Here is a 24068-nt window from a genome sequence, read left to right as displayed (position 1 = left end):
GTGCGGCGCTGGTCCTGAGGCTTGTAGACGCCAGCTTTGCCGGCGAATGGCTCAGGCATGGCCTTGAGGCGTGCCCAAGATCTCCACCACCTTGTCCCGCAACTGGTCGATGCTGAACGGCTTGCCGATCAGGTGCATGCCCGCGGGCACCTCGACGCTTTCGGCATAGCCACTGGCGAACAGCACCGGCAGCAATGGCCGAACCTGGCGCGCCTTGCCGGCCAGTGCTTCGCCGCGCATGTCCGGCAGGCCAAGATCGGTCATCAGCAGGTCCAGGGGTTGGTTGGGGTCTTCGAGGATCTTCAACGCCGCGATGGCGTTTTCCGCCGCGATAGCGGTGTAGCCCAGCTCGTCGAGCACTTCGACTATCAGCATGCGTACGATGTCGTCGTCTTCGACTACCAGAAGGTGCATGGCGCGGATCCTGTTTCGATGGTTTGTCTCTACTCTGTGCCCACGGCAACGGTAGAAGTTCCCAAGCTTACCGACCTGCGTAAATAGATGGAACGATTGGCGCGCAGCGCCTTCAAATACTGGCTAAATGCCCTGCCAGATCCGCCAAAGCTGGTTAGACTCGCTGTATCAACCCGGTCGGTGTAGCGCAGGGCAAGCCATACATGACGTCGCCGCCACACTGTTCAATGGACTTTCTCGCTCGGGCACACTCAGATGATTCAAGCAGCCTCGATGGACCAACGCAGCTTCCGCAAGTTGTTGAGCCGCAATGTCGGCCTGCCGCTGGGCGTGGGGCTCTTGGGGGCCGTGGCCTTTGTCGCGGTGATCAACTACCTGCTCTCGGCCATGCAATGGGTCGAGCACACCGACCGGGTGATCGGCAATGCCAACGAAACGATCAAGCTGTCGATCGACATGGAAACCGGCATGCGCGGTTACCTGCTGTCGGGCGAGGAACGCTTCCTCGACCCCTACGAGGTGGCCAAGCCGCGCATTTTTAGTAGCCTCGAAAGCCTGAAGGCGATGGTGGCGGACAACCCTCAGCAGGTCGACCGCGTCGATCGCATTGTTGCGTTACAGCGTGAATGGAACAATTTCGGCAGCGAAATGATCAACCTGCGCCGCAGCCAGGGTGACTATCAGGGCTTGATCGGCCGGGGCCGTGGCAAACGTATTACCGACGAAATCCGCAAGGAGTTCGACGCCTTCATCGGCACCGAGCAGCAACTGCGCATGGCGCGCAACGAGAAAGTCAGCAGCGTCACGGTGACCGCGATTTCCGCCTTCGTGCTGTTCATCGTCGCGCTCAGCGCCTTGCTCGCCTACCTGGGGCGGCGTGACCTGCTGGCGCTGTCTGCCAGTTACGTCGACAACCTGCAGGGCCAGCAGCGTGCGGCCGAGCGCCTGGAGCACCAGGCCTGGCTGCGCGCCGGCCAGACCCAGCTGGGTGAGCAGGTACTTGGCCAGCTCACCCTGCCGATGCTCGGTGACAATATCCTGCGCTTCTTCGCCAGCTACCTCGGCAGCGTGGTCGGCGCCGTGTATGTGCGTGACGAGCACGGCAAGCTGGTTCGAGTGGCCAGTTATGGCCTGGATAGCGAACAGCAGGCCCGCGACCAGGTGCTGGGCGAGCACGCCGGCCTGCTGGCCCAGGCCCTGCGCCAGGGCCGCTTGCTGCGCCTGGACGACCTGCCCGAGGACTACTACCGGCTGAGCTCCGGCCTGGGCAGTGGCCTGCCACGCAGCGGCGCGCTGATGCCGACCCGCGACGACGGGCAGATCAATGGCGTACTGGAACTGGGCTTCCTGCGCCCGCTGCAGGAACGCGACCTGGAACTGCTGGAGCGCATTGGCGACAACCTTGGCATCTCCATCGAAAGCGCCCGCTACCGCCAGCGCCTGCAGGAAGTGCTGGCCGAGACGCAGCAGCTCAACGAAGAGCTGCAGGTCCAGCAGGAAGAACTCAAGACCGCCAACGAGGAACTGGAGGAGCAGTCCCGCGTGCTCAAGGAATCCCAGGCCCACCTGGAGACGCAACAGGCCGAGCTGGAGCAGACCAACGAGCAACTGGCCGAGCGCACCGAGGCCCTGGACCGCAAGAACGGCGAGCTGAACCAGGCCCAGGTCGAGCTGCAGGCCCGCGCCGACGACCTGCAACGCTCGAGCAAGTACAAGTCCGAATTCCTCGCCAACATGTCCCACGAGCTGCGCACGCCGCTCAACAGCTCGCTGATCCTGGCCAAACTGTTGGCCGAGAACGCCGAGGGCAACCTCAGCGAGGACCAGGTCAAGTTCGCCGAGTCGATCTATTCGGCCGGCAACGACCTGCTCAACCTGATCAACGACATCCTCGACATCGCCAAGGTCGAAGCCGGCAAGCTCGAGGTGCGCCCCGAGAGCACATCGCTGGAGCGCCTGGCCGAAGGCCTGCAGGGCATGTTCCAGCCCCTGGCCCAGGACAAGGGCCTGGACTTCGAGGTGCGCCTCGAGGCGCCACTGCCGCCTGTGGTGCACACCGACCGCCAGCGCCTGGAGCAGGTACTGAAGAACCTGCTGTCCAATGCCATCAAGTTCACCGAACGCGGCAAAGTGAGCCTGGGCATCAGCCACCAGGCGGGCCTGGGCATCGTCTTCGCCGTGCGCGACACCGGTATCGGCATTGCCGCCGACCAGCAGCAGGCGATCTTCGGCGCCTTCCACCAGGTCGATGGCACCAGCAACCGCAAGTACGGCGGCACTGGCCTTGGCTTGTCGATCTCCCGCGACCTGGCGCACTTGCTCGGTGGCCAGATCAGCGTCGACAGCAGCCCCGGGCAAGGCAGCGTGTTCAGCCTGATCCTGCCGGTGCATTTCGAACCGACCGTGGAGCACAGCAACGTGGTACACAGCCAGCGCCCGACGGTCGACGCGCTGCCGCCGGCGCCCCCGGCTCCGGCCCCGGCCTCGGTCAGGAGCGAGCGCCCGGCCTCGGCCTTCGCCGATGACCGTGCGCGTGCGCCGTTCGGCAATCGCTGCATTCTGGTGATCGAGGACGAGCCGAACTTCGCCCGCATCCTCTACGACCTGGCCCACGAGCTGGGCTATAGCTGCCTGGTGGCCCAGGCCGCCGATGAAGGCTTCGAACTGGCCGCCCAGTACATGCCCGACGCGATCCTGCTGGACATGCGCCTGCCCGACCATTCCGGGCTCACGGTACTGCAGCGTCTCAAGGAGCAGGCCAGCACCCGGCATATCCCGGTGCACATCATCTCGGTGGAGGACCGCGTCGAGGCGGCCATGCACATGGGCGCGGTGGGCTATGCAGTCAAACCCACCAGCCGCGAGGAACTCAAGGCGGTGTTCGCCCGCCTGGAGGCGAAGCTGACACAGAAGCTCAAGCACATCCTGCTGGTGGAGGACGACGACCTGCAGCGCGACAGCATCGCTCGCCTGATCGGCGACGACGATATCGAGATCACCGCCGTGGCCATGGCCCAGGACGCCCTGGCGCTGCTGCGCGAGAACATCTACGACTGCATGATCATCGACCTCAAGCTGCCCGACATGCTGGGTAACGAGCTGCTCAAGCGCATGACCGCCGAGGATATCCGCAGCTTCCCGCCGGTGATCGTCTATACCGGGCGCAACCTCACCCGCGAGGAAGAGGCCGACCTGCTCAAGTACTCGCGCTCGATCATCATCAAGGGCGCACGCTCGCCGGAGCGCCTGCTCGACGAAGTCACGCTGTTCCTGCACAAGGTCGAGTCGCAGCTGTCCAACGAGCGCCAGCGCATGCTCAAGACCGCGCGCAGCCGCGACAAGGTGTTCGAGGGGCGCAAGATCCTGCTGGTGGACGACGACGTGCGCAACATCTTCGCCCTCACCAGCGCCTTGGAGCACAAGGGCGCGATCGTCGAGATCGGCCGTAATGGCCGCGAGGCGCTGGAGTGCCTGGAGGCCAACGACGACATCGACCTGGTGCTGATGGACGTGATGATGCCGGAGATGGACGGCTACGAGGCCACCCGGCTGATCCGCCAGCAGCCGCGCTGGCGCAAGCTGCCGATCATCGCCGTGACCGCCAAGGCGATGAAGGACGACCAGCAGCGTTGTCTGCAGGCTGGCGCCAATGATTACCTGGCCAAACCGATCGACCTGGACCGCCTGTTCTCGCTGATCCGGGTCTGGCTGCCGCAATTGGAGCGAATCTGAAATCTTGACCAGTGAACGCAACACCGATATCGAGATCCGGCTGCTGATCGAGGCGATCTACCTCAAGTACAGCTACGATTTTCGCGATTATTCCGGCGCTTCGATCAAGCGCCGGATCCTCCACGCCCTGCGCCAGTTCGACTGCCGCACGGTGTCGGCGCTGCAGGAACGGGTGCTGCACGACCCCGGCATGTTCATGGAGCTGCTGCAGTACCTGACGATCCCGGTCAGCGAGATGTTCCGCGACCCCGGGCACTTTCTCGCCCTGCGTGAAGAGGTGGTGCCGCTGCTGCGCACCTGGCCGTCGCTCAAGCTCTGGATCGCCGGGTGCAGCACGGGCGAGGAGGTGTACTCCATGGCCATCCTGCTGCACGAGGAAGGGTTGCTGGAGCGCACGATCATCTACGCCACCGACATCAACCCGCACTCGCTGGAGCGCGCCAAGCAGGGCATCTACTCGATGCAGAGCATGCACGAGTACGCACAGAACTACCGCAAGGCGGGCGGGCGCCGGGACTTTTCCGAGTACTACACCGCCGCCTATGGCAACGCCATCATGGACAGCAGCTTGCGCGACAACGTGACCTTCGCCGACCACAGCCTGGCCACCGACAGCGTGTTCTCCGAGACGCAACTGGTGTCGTGCCGCAATGTGCTGATCTATTTCAACAAGGGCCTGCAGGACCGCGCCCTCGGGCTGTTCCACGACTCGCTGTGCCACCGTGGTTTCCTGGTGCTTGGCAGCAAGGAGTCGGTGGATTTCTCCGCCTATAGTGATCGCTTCGAGCCGTTGGTGCGGCCCGAACGGATCTATCGCAAGACATGACAGGTGTACGCGCGGTGGTCATCGGCGCCTCGGCGGGCGGCGTCACGGCGTTGTTCAACGTGCTCGGCGCGTTGCCGGACAGCTTCGCCATCCCGGTGTTGTGCGTGCTGCACCTGCCGGACGACCGCCACAGTCAGTTGGCGGAGGTGCTGCAGCGACGCCTGCAGCGGCCGGTGCGCGAAGCCGTCGACAAGGCCTGCATCGAGGCGGGTTTGATCTATGTGGCCGGGCCGGGCTATCACCTGTCGGTGGAGCGTGATTTCACCCTGTCGCTCAGCCAGGAGGAACCGGTGCATTTCTCGCGGCCAGCGATCGACTACCTGTTCGAGTCGGCGGCGGACGCCTACGGCCCGGGCCTGCTCGGCGTGCTGCTCACCGGGGCCAACGAAGATGGTGCCCGGGGGCTTTTGCGCATCAGACAAAGCGGTGGCCGGACCGTGGTCCAGGACCCTCGCGACGCACAGGTCGCGCTGATGCCGGAGGCCGCCCTGGCCCTGCAGCAGCCCGACCATATACTTTCTTTGAGTGGTATCGGGCAGTTGCTCGCGACCCTGGAACCCAGCGCATGCTAAGCCATATCACCGCGAAACTGCTGATCGTCGACGACCTGCCGGAGAACCTGCTGGCCCTCGATGCCCTGATCCAGGGCGCGGACCGCGAGGTGCATCAGGCCCAGTCCGCCGAGCAGGCATTGTCGCTGCTGCTCGAGCACGAATTCGCCCTGGCGATACTTGACGTGCAGATGCCGGGCATGAACGGTTTCGAACTGGCCGAGCTGATGCGTGGCATGGAAAAGACCCGCAGTATACCCATCGTTTTCGTCAGCGCCGCCGGGCGCGAGATGAACTACGCCTTCAAGGGCTATGAGAGCGGGGCGGTGGACTTCCTGCACAAGCCCCTCGACACCCTGGCGGTGAAGAGCAAGGTCTCGGTGTTCGTCGACCTGTTCCGCCAGCGCAAGGCCCTCGACCGCCAGCTCCAGGCGCTGGAGCGCAGCCGTGAGGAGCAGGCGCAGTTGCTGGCGCAGTTGCAGGTGGCGCGTGGCGAGCTGGAGCGGGCGGTGCGCATGCGCGATGATTTCATGTCGATCGTCTCCCACGAAGTGCGCACACCGCTCAATGGCCTGATTCTCGAGACCCAGCTGCGGCGCATGCACCTGGCCCGGGGCAACCTGGGGGCGTTCAGCGAGGAGAAGCTCGCGGCGATGGTCGAGCGCGATGAGCGGCAGATCAACAGCCTGATCCGCTTGGTGGAGGACATGCTCGACGTGTCGCGGATCCGCACCGGCAAGTTGTCGATTCGGCCCAAGGCCTTCGACCTCGGGCAACTGGTGCGGGGGCTGGTCGAGAACTTCGCCGCGCAGGCGGGGGCCCTGGACACGCATATCGTGCTGGAGCAGTGCCAGGCCTTGCACGGCGAATGGGATGAGTTTCGCATCGAGCAGGTGCTGGCCAACCTGTTGTCCAATGCCCTGCGTTACGGTGAGCGTAAGCCGGTGCGGGTGCGGGTGTTCGAGGACGGCGCCATGGCCTGCGTGCAGGTGCAGGATGCGGGCATTGGCATCAGTGCGCAGCACCAGCAGCGGATTTTCCAGCAGTTCGAACGGGTGGCGGCGCAACAGGCCACGGGCGGGCTGGGCCTGGGGCTGTATATTTCCGAGCAGATCGTGCTGGCTCACGGTGGGCGTATCCAGGTCGACAGTGAGGAGGGGCACGGGGCTACATTCAGTGTCTACCTGCCGCTGACGACGCTGCAGTGCCAAAGTGACCAGACGCAGGCAACCTCTGCTTAGGGTTGGGGTCTGAGAGCTATCGTGCTGGATTCGAAGGCGTTGTCATGAGTGAAGATGCGCAAGATGTGGTGTTGATCGTTGAGGATGAACCGGCGATTCGCATGATCCTGCGGGACTACCTGGCGGGCGAGGGGTACCACGTGCTGGTGGCCGAGGATGGGGAGCAGGCGTTCGCGATTCTGGCGAGCAAGCCGCACCTGGACCTGATGGTGACCGATTATCGATTGCCTGGGGGGATATCGGGGGTCGAGATTGCCGAGCCGGCGGTGAGGTTGAGGCCTGATTTGAAGGTGATTTTCATCAGTGGGTATCCGGCGGAGATTCTTGAATCGGGCAGCCCGATTGCGCGGCGGGCGCCGATCCTGGCCAAGCCGTTTGATCTGGAGAGGTTGCGGGAGGAGATTCAGGGGTTGTTGCGTTAGGGGAGCGTGAAATCATGTCTCTCGCCCTGCATGTCTCTCGCCCTGCAGCCAGCCCATTCAAGGTGTTCGCCGGGAGCATTGCAGCGCCTGTGAAATAGAGCGCCGCCCGCGCGGCGCTCGATCTCCAGAGCGCTGAAAGACTTTCGACATGCGCCAGCCTACCCCAACGTCCGCTCCACAGCCCCCACCACCAGAGCCTCCATCAACCCAACCCCCTCGGCTTCACCCAGCCCCTTCCCGCGCAGCATCCCAGGCAACTGGTTCAGCAACGTCGCCAACACATGCCCGGTCGCCACGAGCGCATCCCCGGCCAACCGCGCCTGTGGCGCAATCAATCGCAGCAGCCCGGCTTCATAGCGCTCCCGCAGCCCAACCAGCCGCGCCTGCTGCACCTCGCTCAAGCAGCAGAAATCCCGCTCCGCCAGGCGAAACTGCAACGGCCGCTCACCATGCAACTGCCAGTGCGCGCTGATCAGGCAGGCCAACACTGGCTTGCCGCGCGCCAGCGCCCGTCGCCCCTGATCGAGGGTGGCCTGCAACTCCTCGTACAGCTCCTCGATCAGGTCGTAGAGCAGGTCCTGCTTGCTCGGGAAGTGGTGGTACAGCGACCCCGCGGTCAAACCCACATGCGCCGCCAGCTCACGCATGCTGACCTGGCCGAAGCCCTTCTCGGCGAACAACGCCATCGCCTTGTCGCGCCGCTCTTCAAAGTTGGCGCAGCGCATCGCCGCATTGACCGGGGGCATAGCGTACACGCCTCAGTAGGTGAAGAAGCCGCGGCCGCTCTTGCGCCCCAGGTAGCCGGCCGCAACCATCTCCTTGAGCAGCGGGGCGGGGCGGTACTTGCTGTCGTTGAAACCCTCGTGGAAGGCCTCCATGATCGCCAGCAGGGTGTCCAGGCCAACCAGGTCGGCCAGGGCCAGCGGGCCGATCGGCTGGTTGCAGCCCAGGCGCATGCCAGTGTCGATATCCTCGGCGCTGGCCAGGCCTTCCTGGCGCACGAAGATCGCCTCGTTGATCATCGGCACCAGGATGCGGTTGACCACGAAGCCCGGACGGTTGCCCGCGGTGATCGGGCTCTTGCCCAGTTTCTCGGTGACCAGCAGCGCCTGGGCGTAGGTGGCATCACTGGTTTGCAGGCCACGGATGATTTCCACCAGCGCCATCATCGGGACCGGGTTGAAGAAGTGCACGCCGATGAACCGCTCCGGGTGCTCGATGCTCGCCGCCAACTGGGTGACCGACAACGACGAGGTGTTGGTGGCGATCAGGCACTCGGCCGCGACGTTGGCCGCCACCTGCTGAAGAATCCGCTGCTTGAGCTGCAAATTCTCGGTGGCCGCCTCGATCACCAGTTGCGCACTGGCGAGCTGGGCGTAATCGGTGCTGGTGCGGATACGCGCCTTGGCTGCCGCGGCGTTGCCCGCCTCGACGGTACCCTTGCCGACCTGACGCTCGAGGTTCTTGCCAAGCGTCGCCACGCCACGCTCCAGCGCAGCGTCGGAAACGTCCACCAGCAACACCTGGTAGCCCGCCAGCGCACATACCTGGGCGATACCGTTGCCCATGGTCCCGGCGCCGATCACGGCGATCTGTTCAATGCTCACGTTGCTGGCTCCTGTCACACGCGTTCGAAGACGATGGCGATGCCTTGGCCGCCACCGATGCACATGGTGGCCAGGGCATAGCGGCCCTGGACACGCTGCAGTTCATGGATCGCCTTGGTGGCGATGATCGCGCCGGTGGCACCCACCGGGTGGCCCAGGGAAATGCCCGAGCCGTTGGGGTTGACCTTCTCCGGGTCGAAGCCCAGGGCACGGGAGACGGCGCAGGCCTGGGAGGCGAAGGCCTCGTTCGACTCGATCACGTCGAGGTCGGACACTTTCAGGCCGGCCTTCTGCAGCACCTTCTGCGTGGCCGGGATCGGGCCCAGGCCCATCAGTGCCGGCTCCACGCCTGCATGGGCGTAGGCCACCAGGCGCGCCAGGGGCTTGAGGCCCAGGCGGCGTACGGCGTCGCCGCTGGCCAGCACCAGGCCGGCGGCGCCGTCGTTGATGCTGCTGGCGTTACCGGCGGTGACGCTGCCGTCTTTCTTGAACACCGGCTTCATGCCGGCCAGTTGCTCGGCGGTGACGTCGCCGCGCACGTTCTCGTCGACGGTGAACTGCACGGGGCCTTTGCGGGTCTTGATTTCGATCGGCACGATCTGCCCGGCGAAACGGCCCTCGGTGATGGCGCGGGCGGCGCGGCGCTGGCTGGTCAGCGCGACTTCGTCCTGCATCTCGCGGGTGATGCCCTCGGTTGCAGCAACGTTTTCGGCGGTGATGCCCATGTGGAAGTGGTCGAACGGGTCCTGCAGCACACCAACCAGATAATCGACGCCTTGCAGGTCACCCATGCGCGCGCCCCAGCGGGCCTGGGGCAGCAGGTACGGGCTGCGGCTCATGTTCTCGGCGCCGGCGGCCAGGGCGATGTCGCTGTCACCCAGCAGCAGGCCCTGGGCGGCCGAGACGATGGCCTGCAGGCCCGAGCCGCACAGGCGGTTGACGTTAAAGGCCGGCACTTCCTTGGGCACCCCGGCGTTCATCGAGGCGACCCGGCCCAGGTAGGCGTCGCGGGGCTCGGTGGGGATCACGGTGCCCATCACCACATGGCCGATCTGCTCGGCGGTCACGCCCGAGCGCTCGATGGCGGCGCGGCTCACCTGGGTGGCGAGGTCGGCCAGGGGCAGGTCCTTGAGCGACCCGCCAAAGCTGCCGATGGCCGAACGTACCGCGCTGACGACGTAGATTTCTGTGCTGCTCATGCTGGCTCCGTATGCGAAGGCGTGGCGGGGTGGGGGCGGCTCTGCGAGAATGGCGGCCCAGAACCCTGGGGTGGATCGAGTCTAGGCAAAGGCCTTCGGGCGGCCTATGCCGGATCTGTTCAGTCAACCTGGCATTTTTTGCCACTCAGCATAGACAGCGGATGCCTGCCATGCGCGATAGCGATACGGTCGCGGTGTACTTCCTCAATGCCATGCTCCACGCCCTGCGCGACCGCCCGCAGGCGCGCGACGCCCACCTGCACGCGGTGGGCATCGACCCGGCGGTGCTGGCGCAGCCCCAGGCGCGCGTGCCGGCCAAGGCCTTCGCCCAGTTGTGGCTGGCGCTGATCGATGAGTTGCACGACGAATTCTTCCGCCTCGACAGCCATGGCATGCCCCTGGGCAGCTTCGCCCTGATCTGCCGCGGACTGATCCAGGAACCGAACCTGGAGAAAGCCCTGCGCCAGTGCCTGGGCAATTTCGCCCTGTTCCTGCGCGACCTGCAGGGCACGCTCACGGTGCGAGGGGCGCGTGCGCTGATCAGCGTGCACGCGAGCATCGACGACCCACTGACGCGCAGCTACGCCGAGGAAACCTTCCTGGTGCTGGTGGTGGGCCTGTTGTGCTGGCTGGCCGGGCGGCGCATCGCCATCGATCGCACCGAGCTGGCCCTGGCGCGCCCGGCCCAGGACGACGATGCCTTGCTGTGGGGGCCGGACCTGCGCCTGGGCAGTGGCCGCACCGAGGTAGAGTTCGACAGTGCCTGGTTGCGCCTGCCGGTGATGCAGGACCTGGCGGCCCTGAAGACCTTTTTGCGCAGCGCGCCGCAAGGGTTGGTGATCCGCTTTCGCAACCAGAACGGCCTGGTCGCCGAGGTGTATCGCCACTTGCGTGCCCGGCATTACGGGCAATGGCCGACGCTCGACGCCATGGCCGAGCGGCAACGGCTCAGTGCCAGCAGCTTTCGTCGGCAACTGGAAAGGGAAGGGCGCTCGTACCAGCAGATCAAGGACGAGGTGCGCCGGGCCATGGCCTTCGAGCTGCTGCGCGAAGGCTGCCTGAGCATTGCCGAGATTGCCGAGCAGACCGGCTTCCAGGAACCCAGCGCGTTTCACCGGGCGTTCAAGAAGTGGACCGGGCAAAGCCCGGGGAGCTACAGGGCGAAGCTCAGGCCGGCTTGAGCCGTTCCTTGCAGGAGCGGCTTCAGCCGCGATGCAGGCGACGTGGTACCTGGCACCCGCTTTGCGGGTGATCGCGGCTGAAGTCGCTCCTACAGAGCACATGCCAGGTCAACGCATCTATCAGGCTGGAACCATCGCAAAGCCCACGCCAAAGCGGTTCCAGGCATTGATCGTGGCGATGGCCAGGGTCAGGTTGGCGATCTCCTTGGGCTCGAAATGCTCCAGCAATGCCTCGTACTCAGGCTGCGGCGCGCCGCGCTCGGGCAGGCGGGTCAGGCTCTCCAGCCAGGCCAGCGCGGCACGCTCGCGCGGGGTGAAATAGCGGGTTTCCCGCCACACGCTCAGGGTTTGCAGGCGGGCTTCGGTTTCACCGGCCTTGCGCGCATCGTTGGCATGCAGGTTGACGCAATACGCGCAGCCGTTGATCTGCGAGGCGCGCAAGCGCACCAGTTCCAGCAGCGAGTGCTCCAGGCCCGAGTTGATCAGCGCCTGTTCGAGGCCAACCATGGCTTTGTAGGCTTCCGGGGCGTGCTTGGCCCATTCGATACGGTCGTGCATGGCGTTTCTCCAAGTGAGTGGGGATGGCGCTACCTTAGCGCCACCGCCGGCACCACCGAATAGCCAATCCCGCGCTTTGCCAGGAGGCCAATGCGCACATTCAGGTGGCCACTGACTGGCATCCAATCTCTTCATTTCAGCCCGTGCGCCGCAGCCGGGATAATGCCCGGGTCTTTACCGGAGAACCGATTCATGTCCGCAGATACCTACATGCGCGAGGCCCTCGACCTGGCCCGCGCCAATATCCAGGCCGGCGGCCGCCCCTTCGGCGCTGTACTGGTGCATCAAGGCCAAGTGATCGCCCGCGCCGTCAACGAGATCCACAGCACCCAGGACCCGACCAGCCATGCCGAGATGCAGGCCATCCGCCAGGCATCCCAGGTTCTGGGGCGGGCGCGCCTGGATGGCGCGGAAATCTACGCCAGTGGCCACCCATGCCCGATGTGCCTGGCGGCGATGCACCTGTGCGGCATCGAGCGTGCCTGGTTCGCCTACGACAACGAAGAAGGCGAGCCCTACGGGTTGTCCACCGCCGCCATCTACGCGCAGATGGCGCGCCCGCCACAGCAGCAGAGCCTGCCGCTGCGGCCACTCAAGCCAGCAGGCGAAGCCGGCCTGTACCTTGAGTGGAAACAGGCTGGCCAGGTATGAGAGCGGCACTGAACCTGTTGCTGGTCATGCTGCTGGCGCTGAACCTGCGGCCGATCCTCACCAGCATCGGCCCGCTGCTCGAACCCATGCGCCAGGGCACGGGCCTGGGCTACCAGCAGGCGGCCTTGCTGACCGCGCTGCCGGTGCTGTGCATGGGCTTGGTCCCCTTGCTGCAACCCTGGCTGCGGCGTTGGCTGAGCGAGCATGGCGGCATGCTCGCGGGCCTCGCGGCCATCGCCGTCGCCTGCCTGTGGCGCCTGCAACTGGGCAGCGCCTGGGCGCTGATCGCCAGCGCGGTGGTCGCCGGCCTGGGCGTTGCGGTGGTGCAGGGCATGATGCCGGGCCTGGTGAACCGCTGGTTCCCCACCCGCCTGGCGGCGACCATGGGGCTGTATTCGGCCGCACTGATGAGCGGTGGCGGCCTGGCGGCAGTGCTTGGCCCTGGGGTCAGTGCATATTTCGGGCACTGGCAGGTCGGCCTCGGCATTTGGGCGTTGCCGGCCGTGCTGGCGTTGCTGGCCTGGATCGCCCTGCGACCGCGCCAAGAGGTTCCCACGCTGGCTGGTCGTGGAGGTGGGCTTTGGTTTGGCAACCGCCGCGCCTGGTTGCTGGCGGTGTATTTCGGCCTGATCAATGGCGGCTACACCAGCATGGTGGCCTGGTTGCCGGCTTATCACCAGGAGCATGGCGGCACAGCCCAGGGTGGTGGCGAGCTGGTGGGGTTGATGACCCTTTTCCAGGTCGTCGGCGCGCTCGGCTTGCCTTTGCTGTTGCGCCGTCTGGTCGATCGCCGGCCGGGGCTGTGGCTGGCGCTGGCGATCCAACTGGGTGGTTTCCTGGGGCTGCTGCTGGCGCCGGCCAGCGCCATGGGCCTGTGGGTGGCGATGATCGGCCTGGGCCTGGGGGCGTGTTTCAGCCTCAGCCTCACGCTGACCCTGGAGCACCTGCGCACCCCGGCCGAGGCCGGCAGCCTGGCGGCGTTCGTGCAAGGCGTGGGCTTCATCATCACCGGCATCGTGCCGTACATCACCGGCTGGCTGCGGGAGGTCAGTGGCGACTTCCAGGCGTCCTGGACCCTGCTCGCCTGCACCGTGCTGGCCATGTGGCTGGTGACCGCGTGCTTTGCCCCGCGTGGTTATGCCAGGGCCATCGCGCGTGCTGACGAGGCGGGTGGGGTGACCGCGGTCAACTGAGGCGCTGCAAGGTGTCGCGCACCCGGTCCAGCGCCGGGTCGATATCCAGCAGCTCGATGGCGCCAAAGCCCAGCAGCAGCCCCGGACGCACCGGGACCTCGCTGAAGAACGGCGCCAGCGAGTAGATCCCCACCTCCACCTTGCGCGCCAGGTTGACCAGCAGCTCGACATCGACACCGGGGCTGGCCAGGGCGCTCAAGTGAAAGCCGGCGCTGGCCGGCACGGCGCTGAACCACGGCGCCAGGTCGTCGCCCAGGCGGGCGAGGATGCGCTCGCGGCGGGCACTGTAGATTTCATGGCAGCGGCGGATGTGCTTGTTCAGGTGGCCCTCGCCGATGAACCGGGCCAGGGCCCACTGCTGCAGGCTCGGGCTGTGCCAGTCGGTGAGGTGCTTGGCCACGCAGGCGGCTTGCAGCACGGCGGGCGGCAACACGGCATAACCCAGGCGCAGCTCGGGCAGCAGGGTCTTGGAGAAGGTGCCGACATAGGCCACCAGGCCGTGCCGGTCCAGGCGTTGCAACGCTTCGGCGGCCGGGCCCTGGTAGCGGAACTCGCAGTCGTAGTCGTCCTCGATGATCAGCGCGCCCAATTCGGCGGCCCGGGCCAGCAAGGCCTGGCGCCGCTGCTCACCCATGGGCATGCCCAGCGGGAACTGGTGCGACGGGGTAACGTAGATCAGTTGCGTGCCGTCCTCGATCTGGTCGACACACAGGCCTTCATCATCCACCGGCACCGACTGCAGGCGGGCGCCCAGGGCCAGGAACAGCTGGCGTGCGGGCGGGTAGCCGGGGTCTTCCATCGCCACCTTGCAACCTGGCTCGACCAGCACCCGGGCGATCAGGTCCAGGGCCTGCTGGGCGCCATTGCACACCATCACGTCGGCGGCGCTGCAATGCACGCCGCGGGCGAAGGCGATGTGGTGGGCGATGGCCTCGCGCAGTTCGGGCAGCCCCTGGGGGGCGAAGTGGCGTTCGCTGTGGCGCTGGCTGCGGCGCAGGGCGTATTGCATGCAACTGCGCCATTGGTCATAGGGGAACTGCGCCTTGCTCGATGCGCCGCCGACGAAGTCGTAGCGCGACGGTGCCTCCAGCGCCCGGCGGCCCAGCACCGTGGCGCGCTGGCGCCAGCGCTCGAGTGAGCCTGCGGCCGCCAGGGGGACGGCCTCGGCGTCGCTCGGGCGGATGGGCTGGCGCGGGGTGATGAAGGTGCCGCGGCCGACCACGCCGCTGAGCAGGTTGTCGTAGGTCAACTGTGAATAGGCTTCGGCCACGGTCTTGCGCGAGACGCCCAGTTGCTCGGCCAGCAGGCGCGTGGGCGGCAGTTGCGTGCCGGCGGCCAGGTGGCCGCTGTCGATGCCGGCACGCAGTTGCCGGTAGAGCTGGTCGGCGAGGCCTTTGCGGCCTTCGAGGCGGATATGCAGTTCCATTGGCGGTGGGTCCGAAGCGCGGGGGTGTCCAAGCTTCGAGGTTCTCGGCGCAAGCTGCAAGAGGGCGGCGTGATCAGAACCTGGCGGTGCTGATGGTGATGTAGCCCTTTTGTGGCAGGGCGATGTGGATCACCGTTTCGTCGGAGGGCGCCTTGCGCTTCTGCCTGATGCACACGCCATCGACCGCGGCGTCGCGCATGCGTGCCGGGATGGCGCGGCCATGGGGGTCGAAGAAGGCCTCGCTGGCCAGCAGCTCGACGCGCTCGATCAGTTGCCGGGTGTGTTCATCGGTGGCGCAGAAGAAGCGCACACCGGACAGGTGCGGGTTGTCGTCGGGGTTGCTGACTTCGTGGGCCATGAGCTGGCGTAGGGTGCGGCGCAGTTCGCGGGTGGGCTGGTCGTGTCTGGGCATGGTCTGGCCTCGTCTGGAAAGGGCTGGCCACCTGATGGCCGTCGCGTCTCCAGGTCGGATGATGGTGGCGCCAATAGGGGGCGACAACTACGAAGCGTCCGTAATCGCAGTAGGAAGTTTCCTAAATTACAAGCAGGGATGTGGACGACACCTTGATCCGCGTCAGCTCGGCACGCCGCGGGTGGCCAGGTGCGGGGGGCTGCGCAATCGCACGTTCGCTGTTGCACATCGCCGAGGTCTGCGCCTTGAACAGCCACTTCCAGCCAGCCGACCTGGAAGATGGGCACTGGGCCTATGAGCATGCCGACCCCGAGTGGCGCCGCTTGCATGACGTGGCCGCTGCCCTGCTAAGGCGGTGCCTGCTTCGCCCCGGGGATCTCTGGGGCTGCCATGCAGCCCTTTCGCGACACAAGGCCGCTTCCACAGCGCGCGCGGTCAATTTCAGGTGGCCTGATCAAGGGCGGCCTCGACAATTTCGATCCAGTGCCGCACTGGCGTGCGCCCGGCGCCGCCCAGATGGAGCTGGCAGCCGATATTGGCAGTGGCGATGACCTCGGGGTTGCCGTTTTCCAGGGCAGTGAGGCGATTGTCACGCAGTTGGCGCGCCAGGGCCGGCTGGGTCAGCGAATAGGTGCCCGCCGAACCGCAGCACAAGTGACCATCGGCCACTGGGGTGAGGTGGAAGCCGAGGCGGGTCAGCAGGCTTTCCACCGCGCCACCCAGCTTGAGGGCGTGCTGCAGGGTGCAGGGGCAGTGGAAGGCCAGGCGCTGTTCGGCGCACAGGCCCAGGCGCTCCAGTGGCTCGGCTTGCAGCACCTGCACCAGGTCGCGGGACAGTGCGCTGACTCGCGCCGCCTTGGCGGCATAGCGCGGGTCATTCTCCAGCAGGTGCCCGTAGTCATGCACGAAGGCGCCGCAGCCGCTGGCCGTCTGCACGATGGCTTCGGCACCGGCCTCGATGGCCGGCCACCAAGCGTCGATGTTGGCGCGGGCGCGTTGCAGCCCCTGGGCCTGGGCGTCCAGGTGGTAGTCCACTGCGCCGCAGCAGCCAGCCTCGCGAGCGGGCTCGATGCTGATGCCCAGGCGCTCGAGCAGGCGCGCGGCGGCAGCGTTGGTGTTGGGCGACAGGGCCTGCTGGACGCAACCTTCGAGCAGTAGCATGCGGCGTTCGTGGCGCACAGGAGGGCGTTGCCCAGGGGCACCGATGGCGGTGGGCAGTTTGGCCTTCAGTGCGGCTGGCAGCAGCGGGCGCAAGGCTTGGCCGGTGCGCATCAGCGCCTTGAATGCGGTCGGACGCGTCAGCACCGCGCGCAGCACGCCACGCAACAAGCGCTGGCCGAAGGGGCGTCGCACCTGCTGGTCGACCACGGCGCGGCCGATATCCAGCAGGTCGTGGTACTTCACCCCGGATGGGCAGGTCGTCTCGCAGTTGCGGCAACTCAGGCAGCGGTCCAGGTGCAGCTGGGTGCTGGCGGTGACCGGCTGGCCTTCGAGCACCTGCTTGATCAGGTAGATGCGCCCACGCGGCCCATCGAGCTCGTCGCCGAGCAACTGGTAGGTGGGGCAGGTGGCCGTGCAGAAACCGCAATGCACGCAGCTGCGCAGGATGCTTTCGGCTTCTTCGCCACGGGGCAGTTGCCGGGCGGTGTCGCTCAGGTGGGTTTGCATGGCGCGGCCTCACAGGTCCGGGTACAGGCGCCCGGGGTTGAAGATGCCCTGGGGGTCGAGTTGCCGTTTCAGCGCCTGGTGGTAGCGCATCAACGCCGTGGGCAGCGGAGCGGCACTGTCGTCACCGGGGGCGTAGGCGGTGGCATGGCCACCGAACCGTGCGACCTGAGCGCGAATGAGCGCCGCCGGCGCATCCGAGGTCAGCCAGCGCTGGGCGCCTCCCCAGTCGAGCAACTGCTGCCCGGGCAACTCGAATTCGGGCGTGGCGTTGGGCAGCGCCAGCCGCCAGAGGGGCGCCGGGCCCAGGAAGAACGCCAGGCGCTGTTCGCGCAGGTCGCGCCAGAATCCATTGTGCACCTCCTCTGCGCCCAGGCGTTCGCGGGCCGAGCGCACCGAGCCTTCACCGCCTTCGAGGCGCAAGTAGAGCGCCTCGCCGTCATGGCAGGCGGCGCTGATCGGCAAGGGTTGCTGAGCCCATTCGGCCAGTTCGGCCAGGGCCTGGCGCCGCGGCAGCTCCAGGCGCAGGCTGAGGCATTGGCGAGGGCGGGGCAGGACCTTCAGCGACACTTCGGTGATCAGCCCAAGGCAGCCGAAACTGCCGGCCATCAGGCGTGAGACATCGAAGCCTGCGACGTTCTTCATCACCTCACCGCCAAAACGCAGCAGCTTGCCATGGCCTGTGATCAGGCGCGTGCCGAGCACGTGGTCGCGTACCGCGCCGGCCCAAGGGCGGCGAGGCCCCGACAAGCCTGCCGCGACCATGCCGCCGAGGGTGGCGTGGGGCCCCAGGTGCGGGGGTTCGCTGGGCAGCATCTGCCCGGCCGCCTGCAAGGTGGCCTCGATGTCCTGCAGCGGCGTGCCGGCACGGGCGGTCAGCACCAGCTCGGTCGGGTCGTAGCTGACGATGCCACGGTGGCCGCGGGTATCGATCACCTCGCCGTCGACCGGGCGGCCGAGCCTGGCTTTGCTGTTACCGCCCTGGATGCGCAGTGCGGTGCCCTGGCTCAGTGCCTGGTTGACCTGTGCCAGCAGGTCTTGGCTCATGTCGCGGTCCAGGCTCATCAGAACCGCTCCAGGTCAGGGAAGGGCAGTTGCCCATGGTGCACATGCAGGGCGCCGAACTCGGCGCAGCGGTGCAGGGTGGGGATGTTCTTGCCGGGGTTGAGCAGGCCATGGGGGTCGAAGGCCGCCTTGACCCCCTGGAACAGGGTGATTTCATCGGCGTTGAACTGCGCGCACATCTGGTTGATCTTCTCGCGGCCCACGCCGTGCTCGCCAGTGATGCTGCCGCCCACCGCCACGCACAGCTCAAGGATTCGCCCACCGAGCGCTTCGGCCCGCTCCAGCTCGCCGGGCAGGTTGGCGTCGAACAGGATCAGCGGGTGCATGTTGCCGTCGCCGGCGTGGAACACATTGGCCACCCGCAACCCATGTTCGCGGGAGAGCGCGGCGATGCCTTGCAGTACCTTGTGCAGTTCACGGCGCGGGATGGTGCCGTCCATGCAGTAGTAGTCCGGTGAAATCCGGCCCACCGCCGGGAAGGCGTTCTTGCGCCCGGCCCAGAAGCGCGCGCGCTCGGCTTCGTCGCAGGCCAGGCGCACCTCGCGGGCGCCGGCGGCGCGCAGCACGGCGTCGACCTGGGTACAGTCGTCCTGCACATCGGCCTCGACGCCGTCCAGCTCGCACAGCAGGATCGCCGCGGCATCCACCGGGTAGCCGGCATGGATGAAATCCTCGGCGGCGCGGATCGCCAGGTTGTCCATCATCTCCAGGCCGCCGGGGATGATCCCGGCGCCGATGATCTCGGCCACCGCGCGGCCGGCCTGGGCGACATCGTCGAAACTGGCCAGCAGCACCCGCGCCACCTGTGGCCTGGGCAGCAGCTTGACGGTCACTTCGGTGACGATGCCGAGCAGGCCTTCGGAGCCGGTGAACAGCGCCAGCAGGTCGAAGCCCGGGCTGTCCAGGGTGTCGCCGCCGAGCACCAGGCGCTCGCCCTCGACGGTGAGGATCTCGACCTTGAGCAGGTTGTGCACGGTCAGGCCGTATTTCAGGCAGTGCACGCCACCGGCGTTCTCGGCGACGTTGCCGCCGATCGAGCAGGCGATCTGCGAGGATGGGTCGGGGGCGTAGTACAGCCCGAACGGCGCCGCCGCCTGGGAGATCGCCAGGTTGCGCACGCCCGGCTGGAGGCGTGCGAAGCGGCCCTGCGGGTTGATTTCGAGAATGCGGTTGAAGCGCGCCATCACCAGCAGGACGCCCTGGCTCACGGGCAGCGCGCCACCGGACAGGCCGGTGCCGGCACCGCGTGCGACCACCGGCACGCCGTGGTGGTGACACAGGCGCAGCAGTGTCTGCACCTGGTCGAGGCGTTCGGGCAGCACCACCAGCAGCGGCAGTGTGCGGTAGGCCGAGAGGCCGTCGCACTCGTAGGGCTTGAGGTCTTCGACGCGGTGGAGGATGTCCAGGTCGGGCAGGGCGGTGCGCAAGGCGGCCAGCAGCGTGGCCTTGTCCACGCGGGGCAAGGGGCCGTCGATACGCTCGTCGTAGAGGATGTTCATGGGCTCGCTCGATGGCTTCTTGTCGTTGTCCAGGGCCGTTGTCGGGCCCGCTTCAGTAAAGCGGTCATCCTGGGAGCCTGGGCGCGAAAAGCGATTTCGTCGAGTTTTGGATTGACGGCGCTCGCCCTTTCAAGGGGGCGACGGCAGGGTTTCTGCGCCTAGCGGATCGAGCGCCACCCGCGCGGCGCATCGCGGATGAATCCTACCTGCGTTGCAAACTGGCTATGCCTGGACGCCGCCCCTGCCACTGCGGGTCAGCGTTCGTTCTGGAGGCGGCAAACCCTATTGCGACCACTGCGCTTGGCCTGGTACAGCGCCCGGTCCGCTGCCTTGAGAGTGGCGCCAGGTTCGCTGTCGGACGCAGCCTGCCAGCGCGCCACACCCAGCGAGACGGTGACGCCGCCCACGGGGGCGATGGCGGTATTCTGTACCGCCAGCCGCAGGCGCTCGGCCACGGCCAGGGCCGCCTCCAGGCTCGCCCCCGGCAGCAGCATGAGGAACTCCTCTCCCCCGGTCCGGCACAGCACATCCCCTTCGCGACAGGCCCCACGCATCAGCTCGGCCAGGCGGCGCAGCACCGCGTCACCGACTTCATGGCCATGGCCATCGTTGACCCGCTTGAAATGATCCACATCGAGCACGATGGCGACAAAGTCGCGCCCTTCGGCCTGCAGCAGCGACAAGGCGAAATCCAGCCCGCGGCGGTTGACCAGCCCGGTCAGCGGATCGGTCTGGGCATCGCGGTTGAGGCGGCCGATGCGCTCCTGCAGCAGGTTGAGGCCGAACAGCAGGGCGCGCTTGAGCTCGGCGGCCTCGAAGTACCAGGCGCGCACCCGGTCGATGCGCTCGGTGGTGCCGGTGCGGTCCAGGCCCCTCGCCGCCGCGGCCAGTTGCCACAGCGGGCGCACGATGACCAGCGCCAGCCACCACAGCAGCAGGCAACCGAGCAACGCCAGCGGCGCGGAAATGCCGACCACGCTGAGAACCAGGTGGTGTAGCGGGGCGACTGTTGCCGTCAGTGGCTGCTGCGCCACCACGCCCCAGCCGGTGCTGGGCACCGTGGCGAAGCCGGCGAGCATTTCCACGCCCTGGCTGTTGACGACCCGGCGCGTGCCTTCGTGCAGTTCGCCCAACTGGTCGATCAGTGTGTTGCCGACCACTTGCGTGCCCACGCGCTCTGTCTCGGGGTGATACAGCAGGCGACGGTTGCGGTCGACCACATAGAGATAGGAGCCATCCTGGTAGTAGTGCTCGCCCAGCAGGCTGGTGAGGATGTTGTGCTCGCGCAGGTAGAGGCTGCCACCGACATAGCCCTGGTATTGGCCGTTGGCATCGTAGATCGGCTGCGACAGCACCACCACCAGGTTGTTGGCCGCCGACAGGAAGGCCGTCGACACCAGCGTGCGGCGTTCGCGCAGCGCCTGCTGGGCGCCGGGCGAGGTGGACAGGGTGCCGACGAGGTGGCGCAGCGGGGCCGGCGAAATCGCCCGCAGGGTGCCCTGGGCATCGATCAGGAACGTGGAGTTGAAGGCGTTGCTCTGATGCAGCACACGTTCGGTCTCCGCTTGCAGGGCGGCGCTGTCAGCCAGTTGGCGACCCTGCACGCCGGCGCTGAAGGCCAGCTGTTGCAGGGCGTTGCCCAGGAAGGTCTCGGTGATTGCCGCCAGCTTGGCGGCATACACGCGGTTGGCTTCCAGCGAGTGGTCGATCAGCAACTGGCGCTGCACCCGGTAGCTGGCGAAATAGCTGGTCAACAGCATCACCAAGGCGGTGAGGGCGCAGAGAACGAAGATGAGCGTGCGCAGGTCCAGGCGCAATCCGTGCTTGGCGTGTGGCAATCCAGGTCTCACTGGCGGGCGCAAAAGGTGATCAACCTTACGCGTAATGGTGGTATTCGGCCATGGGAATCAGCGGCCAGGCAATGCAGGCGGCGGCGGATGGGCCGCTTCAAGGCTTGAGTGGGGTCAAGGTGCCTGCTCCAGGGATTCCAGTTCGTCCTCCACCTGCCGCATGCGCTCCTCGGCGATCGCCTGCAGCTTGGGGTCGCTGGCGCTTTCGCGCATGAAACCGGTCAGCTTGTCGCTCAGGCGCTTGCCTTCGTCGGTCTCGGCCAGCGCCTTGGCCTTGGTCGGGTCGCGGGTCACTTCGACGATGCGGTCGAACTCGGCATCGCTGAAATGCGCCTCGCTGTAGAGCTTGAACAGGTCCTGGCGTTGATCCTCGACGGTCAGGTGCTTGCGCAGGACGTCCTTGATCGTGTTTTCAGGCAGTTGGGCGTGGGTTATCGCCAGCAGTTGGGCCATGCGCTCGATGTTGTGATCGTAGGCTTCCTGAAGCGGCAGGTTGGCGAGGATCTTTTCCTCGCGGGACGGTTTCTGGTCGCAGGCGGCCAGGGCGGCAAGCAACAACACAGGGAACAGCAGTCTGGGCAGGCGAGGCATGTTCTAGCCCTTCGCCGGATTGCGCAGGCGTACCCAGACAATCGCCGGCAGGCTCATCAACAGCCATTTCAGGTACTGGTTCACGCCGTAGTGCTCGCATGCCACGCCGATGAGCGTGCATGCCACGACCACCGCCACGAACTGGATCATTCGCTGCATCTTCAAGGTTCCTTTCGCCACTTCGTTCGGTGCCGGACCACCGGTTCGCACAAGGTGGCGATGGTAAACGATTTTCGCCTCGCACTGTGCGCCAGCCGACCTCCCGAGCCCCTCGACGCGATCCTCTGGAGGCAACACGCCCGGCGTGCCTGCGCTTGCCTGAAACACCCTTGAAAACAGCCGGCGATCCATGCCATGGACCCGAGGAAAACCTCGCGCAACTCCCGATGTTTTTTCCTTTCCCTGTCACCACAAGCTGCGAATGTTGGCCCCGTGGACAGGCCTTGAGCCCCTCTGGATCGGGGTATGCGGCCTGTGGCCATGCAATGCGCGACCCACTCAACGTATGAACACGACGATAGGAGATTGCTTCATGTTTAAGCGTACTGTGATCGCCGCCTCCCTGGTGGCTGCTACCCTGGCTTCGGCCCAATCCATGGCCGCCGTTGTCGGTGGCGGTGCCACCTTGCCTGAGCCGCTGTACAACGGCAAAGGCGCCCTGGCCGGCATCCTCCCCGCCGGTTTCACCTACGTCGGCGTTGGCAGCGGCGGCGGCAAGACCGCTTTCCTGTTCAACAACGGCGGTGCGGTCAACCAGGCCGGTGCCAACGTCGAATACGCCGGCAGCGACTCGGTGCTCAGCGCCACCGAGATCAACGACTACACCGCCGACGCCGCGCGCGGCGGTGCCTGGGGCAAGCTGATCCAGATCCCGTCCGTGGGCACTTCGGTGACCATTCCCTACAAGAAAGCCGGCAACACGACCCTGCAACTGAGCGGTGCCCAGCTGTGCGCCGCGTTCTCGGGTTCGGCCACCACCTGGGGCCAGTTGCTCAACACCGCCGACAACACCCCGATCACCATCGTCTATCGCTCCGGCAGCAGCGGCACCACCGAGTTGCTGACCCGCTTCCTCAACGATTCCTGCCCGACCCAGTTCAAGGTCGGCAGCACCTTCTCCAGCGCCAAGCTCACGGCCGTGCCTGCCACCTGGAAAGGTGTCGCCGGCAGTGGTGACGTCATGACCCAGGTCAACGCCACCGATGGCAGCATCGGCTACATCAGCCCTGACTACGTCAACCCAGGCAACAACGCCGTGGTCGCCCGCGTCAGCAAGAACCCGGTAGCCGCTGGCACGGCGCCGCTGCCGACCGCCGCCAATGCCCAGACCGCACTCGGCACCGCCGTGGCCCCGGCCACGTTTGCCGATCGTGTCCAGCCGAGCAAGTGGGTGCCGACCTTCGGCTCCGCCGCGGGTGACCGCCCGGTACCGACCTCCGGCTACCCGATCGTGGGTTACACCAACCTGCTGGTGGGTCAGTGCTACAAGGACGCCGCCGACGCCACCGCCGTACGCGGTTTCCTGAACGACCTGTACAGCGGCAGCAAGTCGACCCTGATCACCGCCCACACCTTCGTCAATCTGCCGGCCACCTATGCCGCCGAGATCAAGAAGGTGTTCCTGGACAACACCTATGGTGATGGCCTGGACATCAACAACAGCGCGGTGTGCAACGGGATTGGCCGCCTGTAATACGGGTAGCTGAAACCGCCTGCCGGTATTGGCGGGTAGCCGGCAGTGGCCTGTAGGGCACTGCCGGTTTTCGCGTTGGTCTTGCGAGGTGCTTGGCGGGGGTTTTGCAGCGCCCTGGGGATCGAGCGCCGCCCGCGCGGCGCTCGATCTTGTAGGCGCTAAAACCCTCCCGTCGATCACCTCGAAATCCCCTAGCGCAAGCAAATGAACTTTGCATGACAAACCTTCGGTCCCCCACCGCTCCAAACGCCTTATGGCAAAGCGGCATTACCGCCGCCATCCCCCAGCACAA

The 24068-nt window shown here is 66.4% G+C and carries 22 protein-coding genes; 9 read left to right on the top strand and 13 right to left on the bottom strand.

Annotated elements, in window-relative coordinates; genetic code table 11:
- Positions 1-51: 51 nt before the first annotated feature.
- A complete protein-coding gene (locus IM733_RS08380; protein ID WP_248920427.1) occupies positions 52-414 on the bottom strand; it encodes a response regulator in 363 nt (120 codons plus the stop codon).
- A gap of 255 nt (positions 415-669) precedes the next feature.
- On the opposite strand from IM733_RS08380, the gene IM733_RS08375 reads away from it, so the two are divergent.
- From IM733_RS08375 to IM733_RS08355, 5 genes are read left to right on the top strand one after another with little or no spacing between them, the layout of a single operon-like run.
- A complete protein-coding gene (locus tag IM733_RS08375; RefSeq protein WP_248920426.1) occupies positions 670-4146 on the top strand; it encodes a response regulator in 3477 nt (1158 codons plus the stop codon).
- Positions 4147-4150: 4 nt separating this feature from the next.
- The gene (locus IM733_RS08370; protein WP_248920425.1) at positions 4151-4972 is read left to right on the top strand and encodes a CheR family methyltransferase; all 822 of its coding nucleotides are present in this window, start codon (positions 4151-4153) and stop codon (positions 4970-4972) included.
- Entirely contained in the window at positions 4969-5544 is a 576-nt protein-coding gene (locus IM733_RS08365; protein ID WP_248920424.1) for a chemotaxis protein CheB, read from the top strand. Before IM733_RS08370 ends, IM733_RS08365 begins: the two co-directional genes overlap by 4 nt.
- Positions 5538-6764: a hybrid sensor histidine kinase/response regulator gene (locus IM733_RS08360; RefSeq protein ID WP_248920423.1), complete on the top strand. Its 1227-nt coding sequence runs from the start codon at positions 5538-5540 to the stop codon at positions 6762-6764. Before IM733_RS08365 ends, IM733_RS08360 begins: the two co-directional genes overlap by 7 nt.
- A gap of 44 nt (positions 6765-6808) precedes the next feature.
- Positions 6809-7186, top strand: coding sequence for a response regulator (locus IM733_RS08355; RefSeq protein WP_248920422.1), 378 nt, complete (start codon positions 6809-6811; stop codon positions 7184-7186).
- Between the two features lie 158 nt (positions 7187-7344).
- On the opposite strand, the gene IM733_RS08350 is transcribed toward IM733_RS08355, so the two are convergent.
- Genes IM733_RS08350 through IM733_RS08340 form a run of 3 tightly spaced genes read right to left on the bottom strand, consistent with a single transcriptional unit; the run spans position 7345 to position 9992 of the window.
- Positions 7345-7932, bottom strand: a complete 588-nt coding sequence (locus IM733_RS08350; protein ID WP_248920421.1) for a TetR/AcrR family transcriptional regulator — start codon at positions 7930-7932, stop codon at positions 7345-7347.
- A 12-nt stretch (positions 7933-7944) separates the two neighbouring features.
- Positions 7945-8793, bottom strand: a complete 849-nt coding sequence (locus IM733_RS08345) for a 3-hydroxybutyryl-CoA dehydrogenase (protein WP_248920420.1) — start codon at positions 8791-8793, stop codon at positions 7945-7947.
- Between the two features lie 14 nt (positions 8794-8807).
- Positions 8808-9992 carry an acetyl-CoA C-acyltransferase family protein gene (locus IM733_RS08340; protein WP_248920419.1) on the bottom strand — a complete coding sequence of 395 codons (1185 nt, stop codon included), beginning with the start codon at positions 9990-9992 and terminating at the stop codon, positions 8808-8810.
- Positions 9993-10162: 170 nt separating this feature from the next.
- On the opposite strand from IM733_RS08340, the gene IM733_RS08335 reads away from it, so the two are divergent.
- Positions 10163-11173, top strand: coding sequence for an AraC family transcriptional regulator (locus tag IM733_RS08335; protein ID WP_248920418.1), 1011 nt, complete (start codon positions 10163-10165; stop codon positions 11171-11173).
- A gap of 120 nt (positions 11174-11293) precedes the next feature.
- Here IM733_RS08335 and IM733_RS08330 read toward each other — a convergent pair whose 3' ends face one another.
- Positions 11294-11731: a carboxymuconolactone decarboxylase family protein gene (locus tag IM733_RS08330; protein WP_248920417.1), complete on the bottom strand. Its 438-nt coding sequence runs from the start codon at positions 11729-11731 to the stop codon at positions 11294-11296.
- Between the two features lie 192 nt (positions 11732-11923).
- On the opposite strand from IM733_RS08330, the gene IM733_RS08325 reads away from it, so the two are divergent.
- Both IM733_RS08325 and IM733_RS08320 read left to right on the top strand, forming a co-directional pair.
- Entirely contained in the window at positions 11924-12382 is a 459-nt protein-coding gene (locus IM733_RS08325; protein WP_248920416.1) for a nucleoside deaminase, read from the top strand.
- Positions 12379-13575: a cyanate transporter gene (locus IM733_RS08320; RefSeq protein WP_248920415.1), complete on the top strand. Its 1197-nt coding sequence runs from the start codon at positions 12379-12381 to the stop codon at positions 13573-13575. The genes IM733_RS08325 and IM733_RS08320 overlap by 4 nt, the downstream gene beginning before the upstream one ends.
- Here the strand turns inward: IM733_RS08320 and IM733_RS08315 are convergent.
- The 8 genes from IM733_RS08315 to IM733_RS08280 form a co-directional block, all read right to left on the bottom strand.
- The gene (locus IM733_RS08315; RefSeq protein WP_248920414.1) at positions 13568-15001 is read right to left on the bottom strand and encodes a PLP-dependent aminotransferase family protein; all 1434 of its coding nucleotides are present in this window, start codon (positions 14999-15001) and stop codon (positions 13568-13570) included. The two genes, IM733_RS08320 and IM733_RS08315, sit on opposite strands and share 8 nt — an antisense overlap.
- A 73-nt stretch (positions 15002-15074) precedes the next feature.
- Positions 15075-15413 carry a hypothetical protein gene (locus IM733_RS08310; RefSeq protein ID WP_248920413.1) on the bottom strand — a complete coding sequence of 113 codons (339 nt, stop codon included), beginning with the start codon at positions 15411-15413 and terminating at the stop codon, positions 15075-15077.
- A 441-nt stretch (positions 15414-15854) separates the two neighbouring features.
- Positions 15855-17081 (bottom strand): glycolate oxidase subunit GlcF, encoded by a 1227-nt coding sequence (glcF, locus tag IM733_RS08305; protein ID WP_248920412.1) that lies wholly within the window; start codon positions 17079-17081, stop codon positions 15855-15857.
- 9 nt (positions 17082-17090) lie between these two features.
- A complete protein-coding gene (gene glcE / locus IM733_RS08300; RefSeq protein WP_248920411.1) occupies positions 17091-18143 on the bottom strand; it encodes a glycolate oxidase subunit GlcE in 1053 nt (350 codons plus the stop codon).
- On the bottom strand, positions 18143-19642 hold the full coding sequence (glcD, locus tag IM733_RS08295; RefSeq protein WP_248920410.1) for a glycolate oxidase subunit GlcD: 1500 nt from the start codon (positions 19640-19642) through the stop codon (positions 18143-18145). Before glcD ends, glcE begins: the two co-directional genes overlap by 1 nt.
- 254 nt (positions 19643-19896) lie before the next feature.
- Positions 19897-21480, bottom strand: coding sequence for a GGDEF domain-containing protein (locus IM733_RS08290; protein WP_248920409.1), 1584 nt, complete (start codon positions 21478-21480; stop codon positions 19897-19899).
- A gap of 126 nt (positions 21481-21606) precedes the next feature.
- The gene (locus tag IM733_RS08285) at positions 21607-22083 is read right to left on the bottom strand and encodes a hypothetical protein (RefSeq protein WP_248920408.1); all 477 of its coding nucleotides are present in this window, start codon (positions 22081-22083) and stop codon (positions 21607-21609) included.
- 3 nt (positions 22084-22086) lie between these two features.
- On the bottom strand, positions 22087-22242 hold the full coding sequence (locus tag IM733_RS08280; RefSeq protein WP_213657233.1) for a hypothetical protein: 156 nt from the start codon (positions 22240-22242) through the stop codon (positions 22087-22089).
- A gap of 373 nt (positions 22243-22615) precedes the next feature.
- Between IM733_RS08280 and IM733_RS08275 the strand changes: the two genes are divergently transcribed.
- Positions 22616-23776 (top strand): substrate-binding domain-containing protein, encoded by a 1161-nt coding sequence (locus IM733_RS08275; protein WP_248920407.1) that lies wholly within the window; start codon positions 22616-22618, stop codon positions 23774-23776.
- Positions 23777-24068 lie beyond the last annotated feature (292 nt).

Source organism: Pseudomonas entomophila (genome assembly GCF_023277925.1).
GTDB classification, from domain to species: Bacteria; Pseudomonadota; Gammaproteobacteria; order Pseudomonadales; family Pseudomonadaceae; genus Aquipseudomonas; species Aquipseudomonas entomophila_D.
The sequence above is the reverse complement of the archived record's forward strand: the minus strand, read 5'-3'. Positions and strand labels throughout refer to the sequence as shown.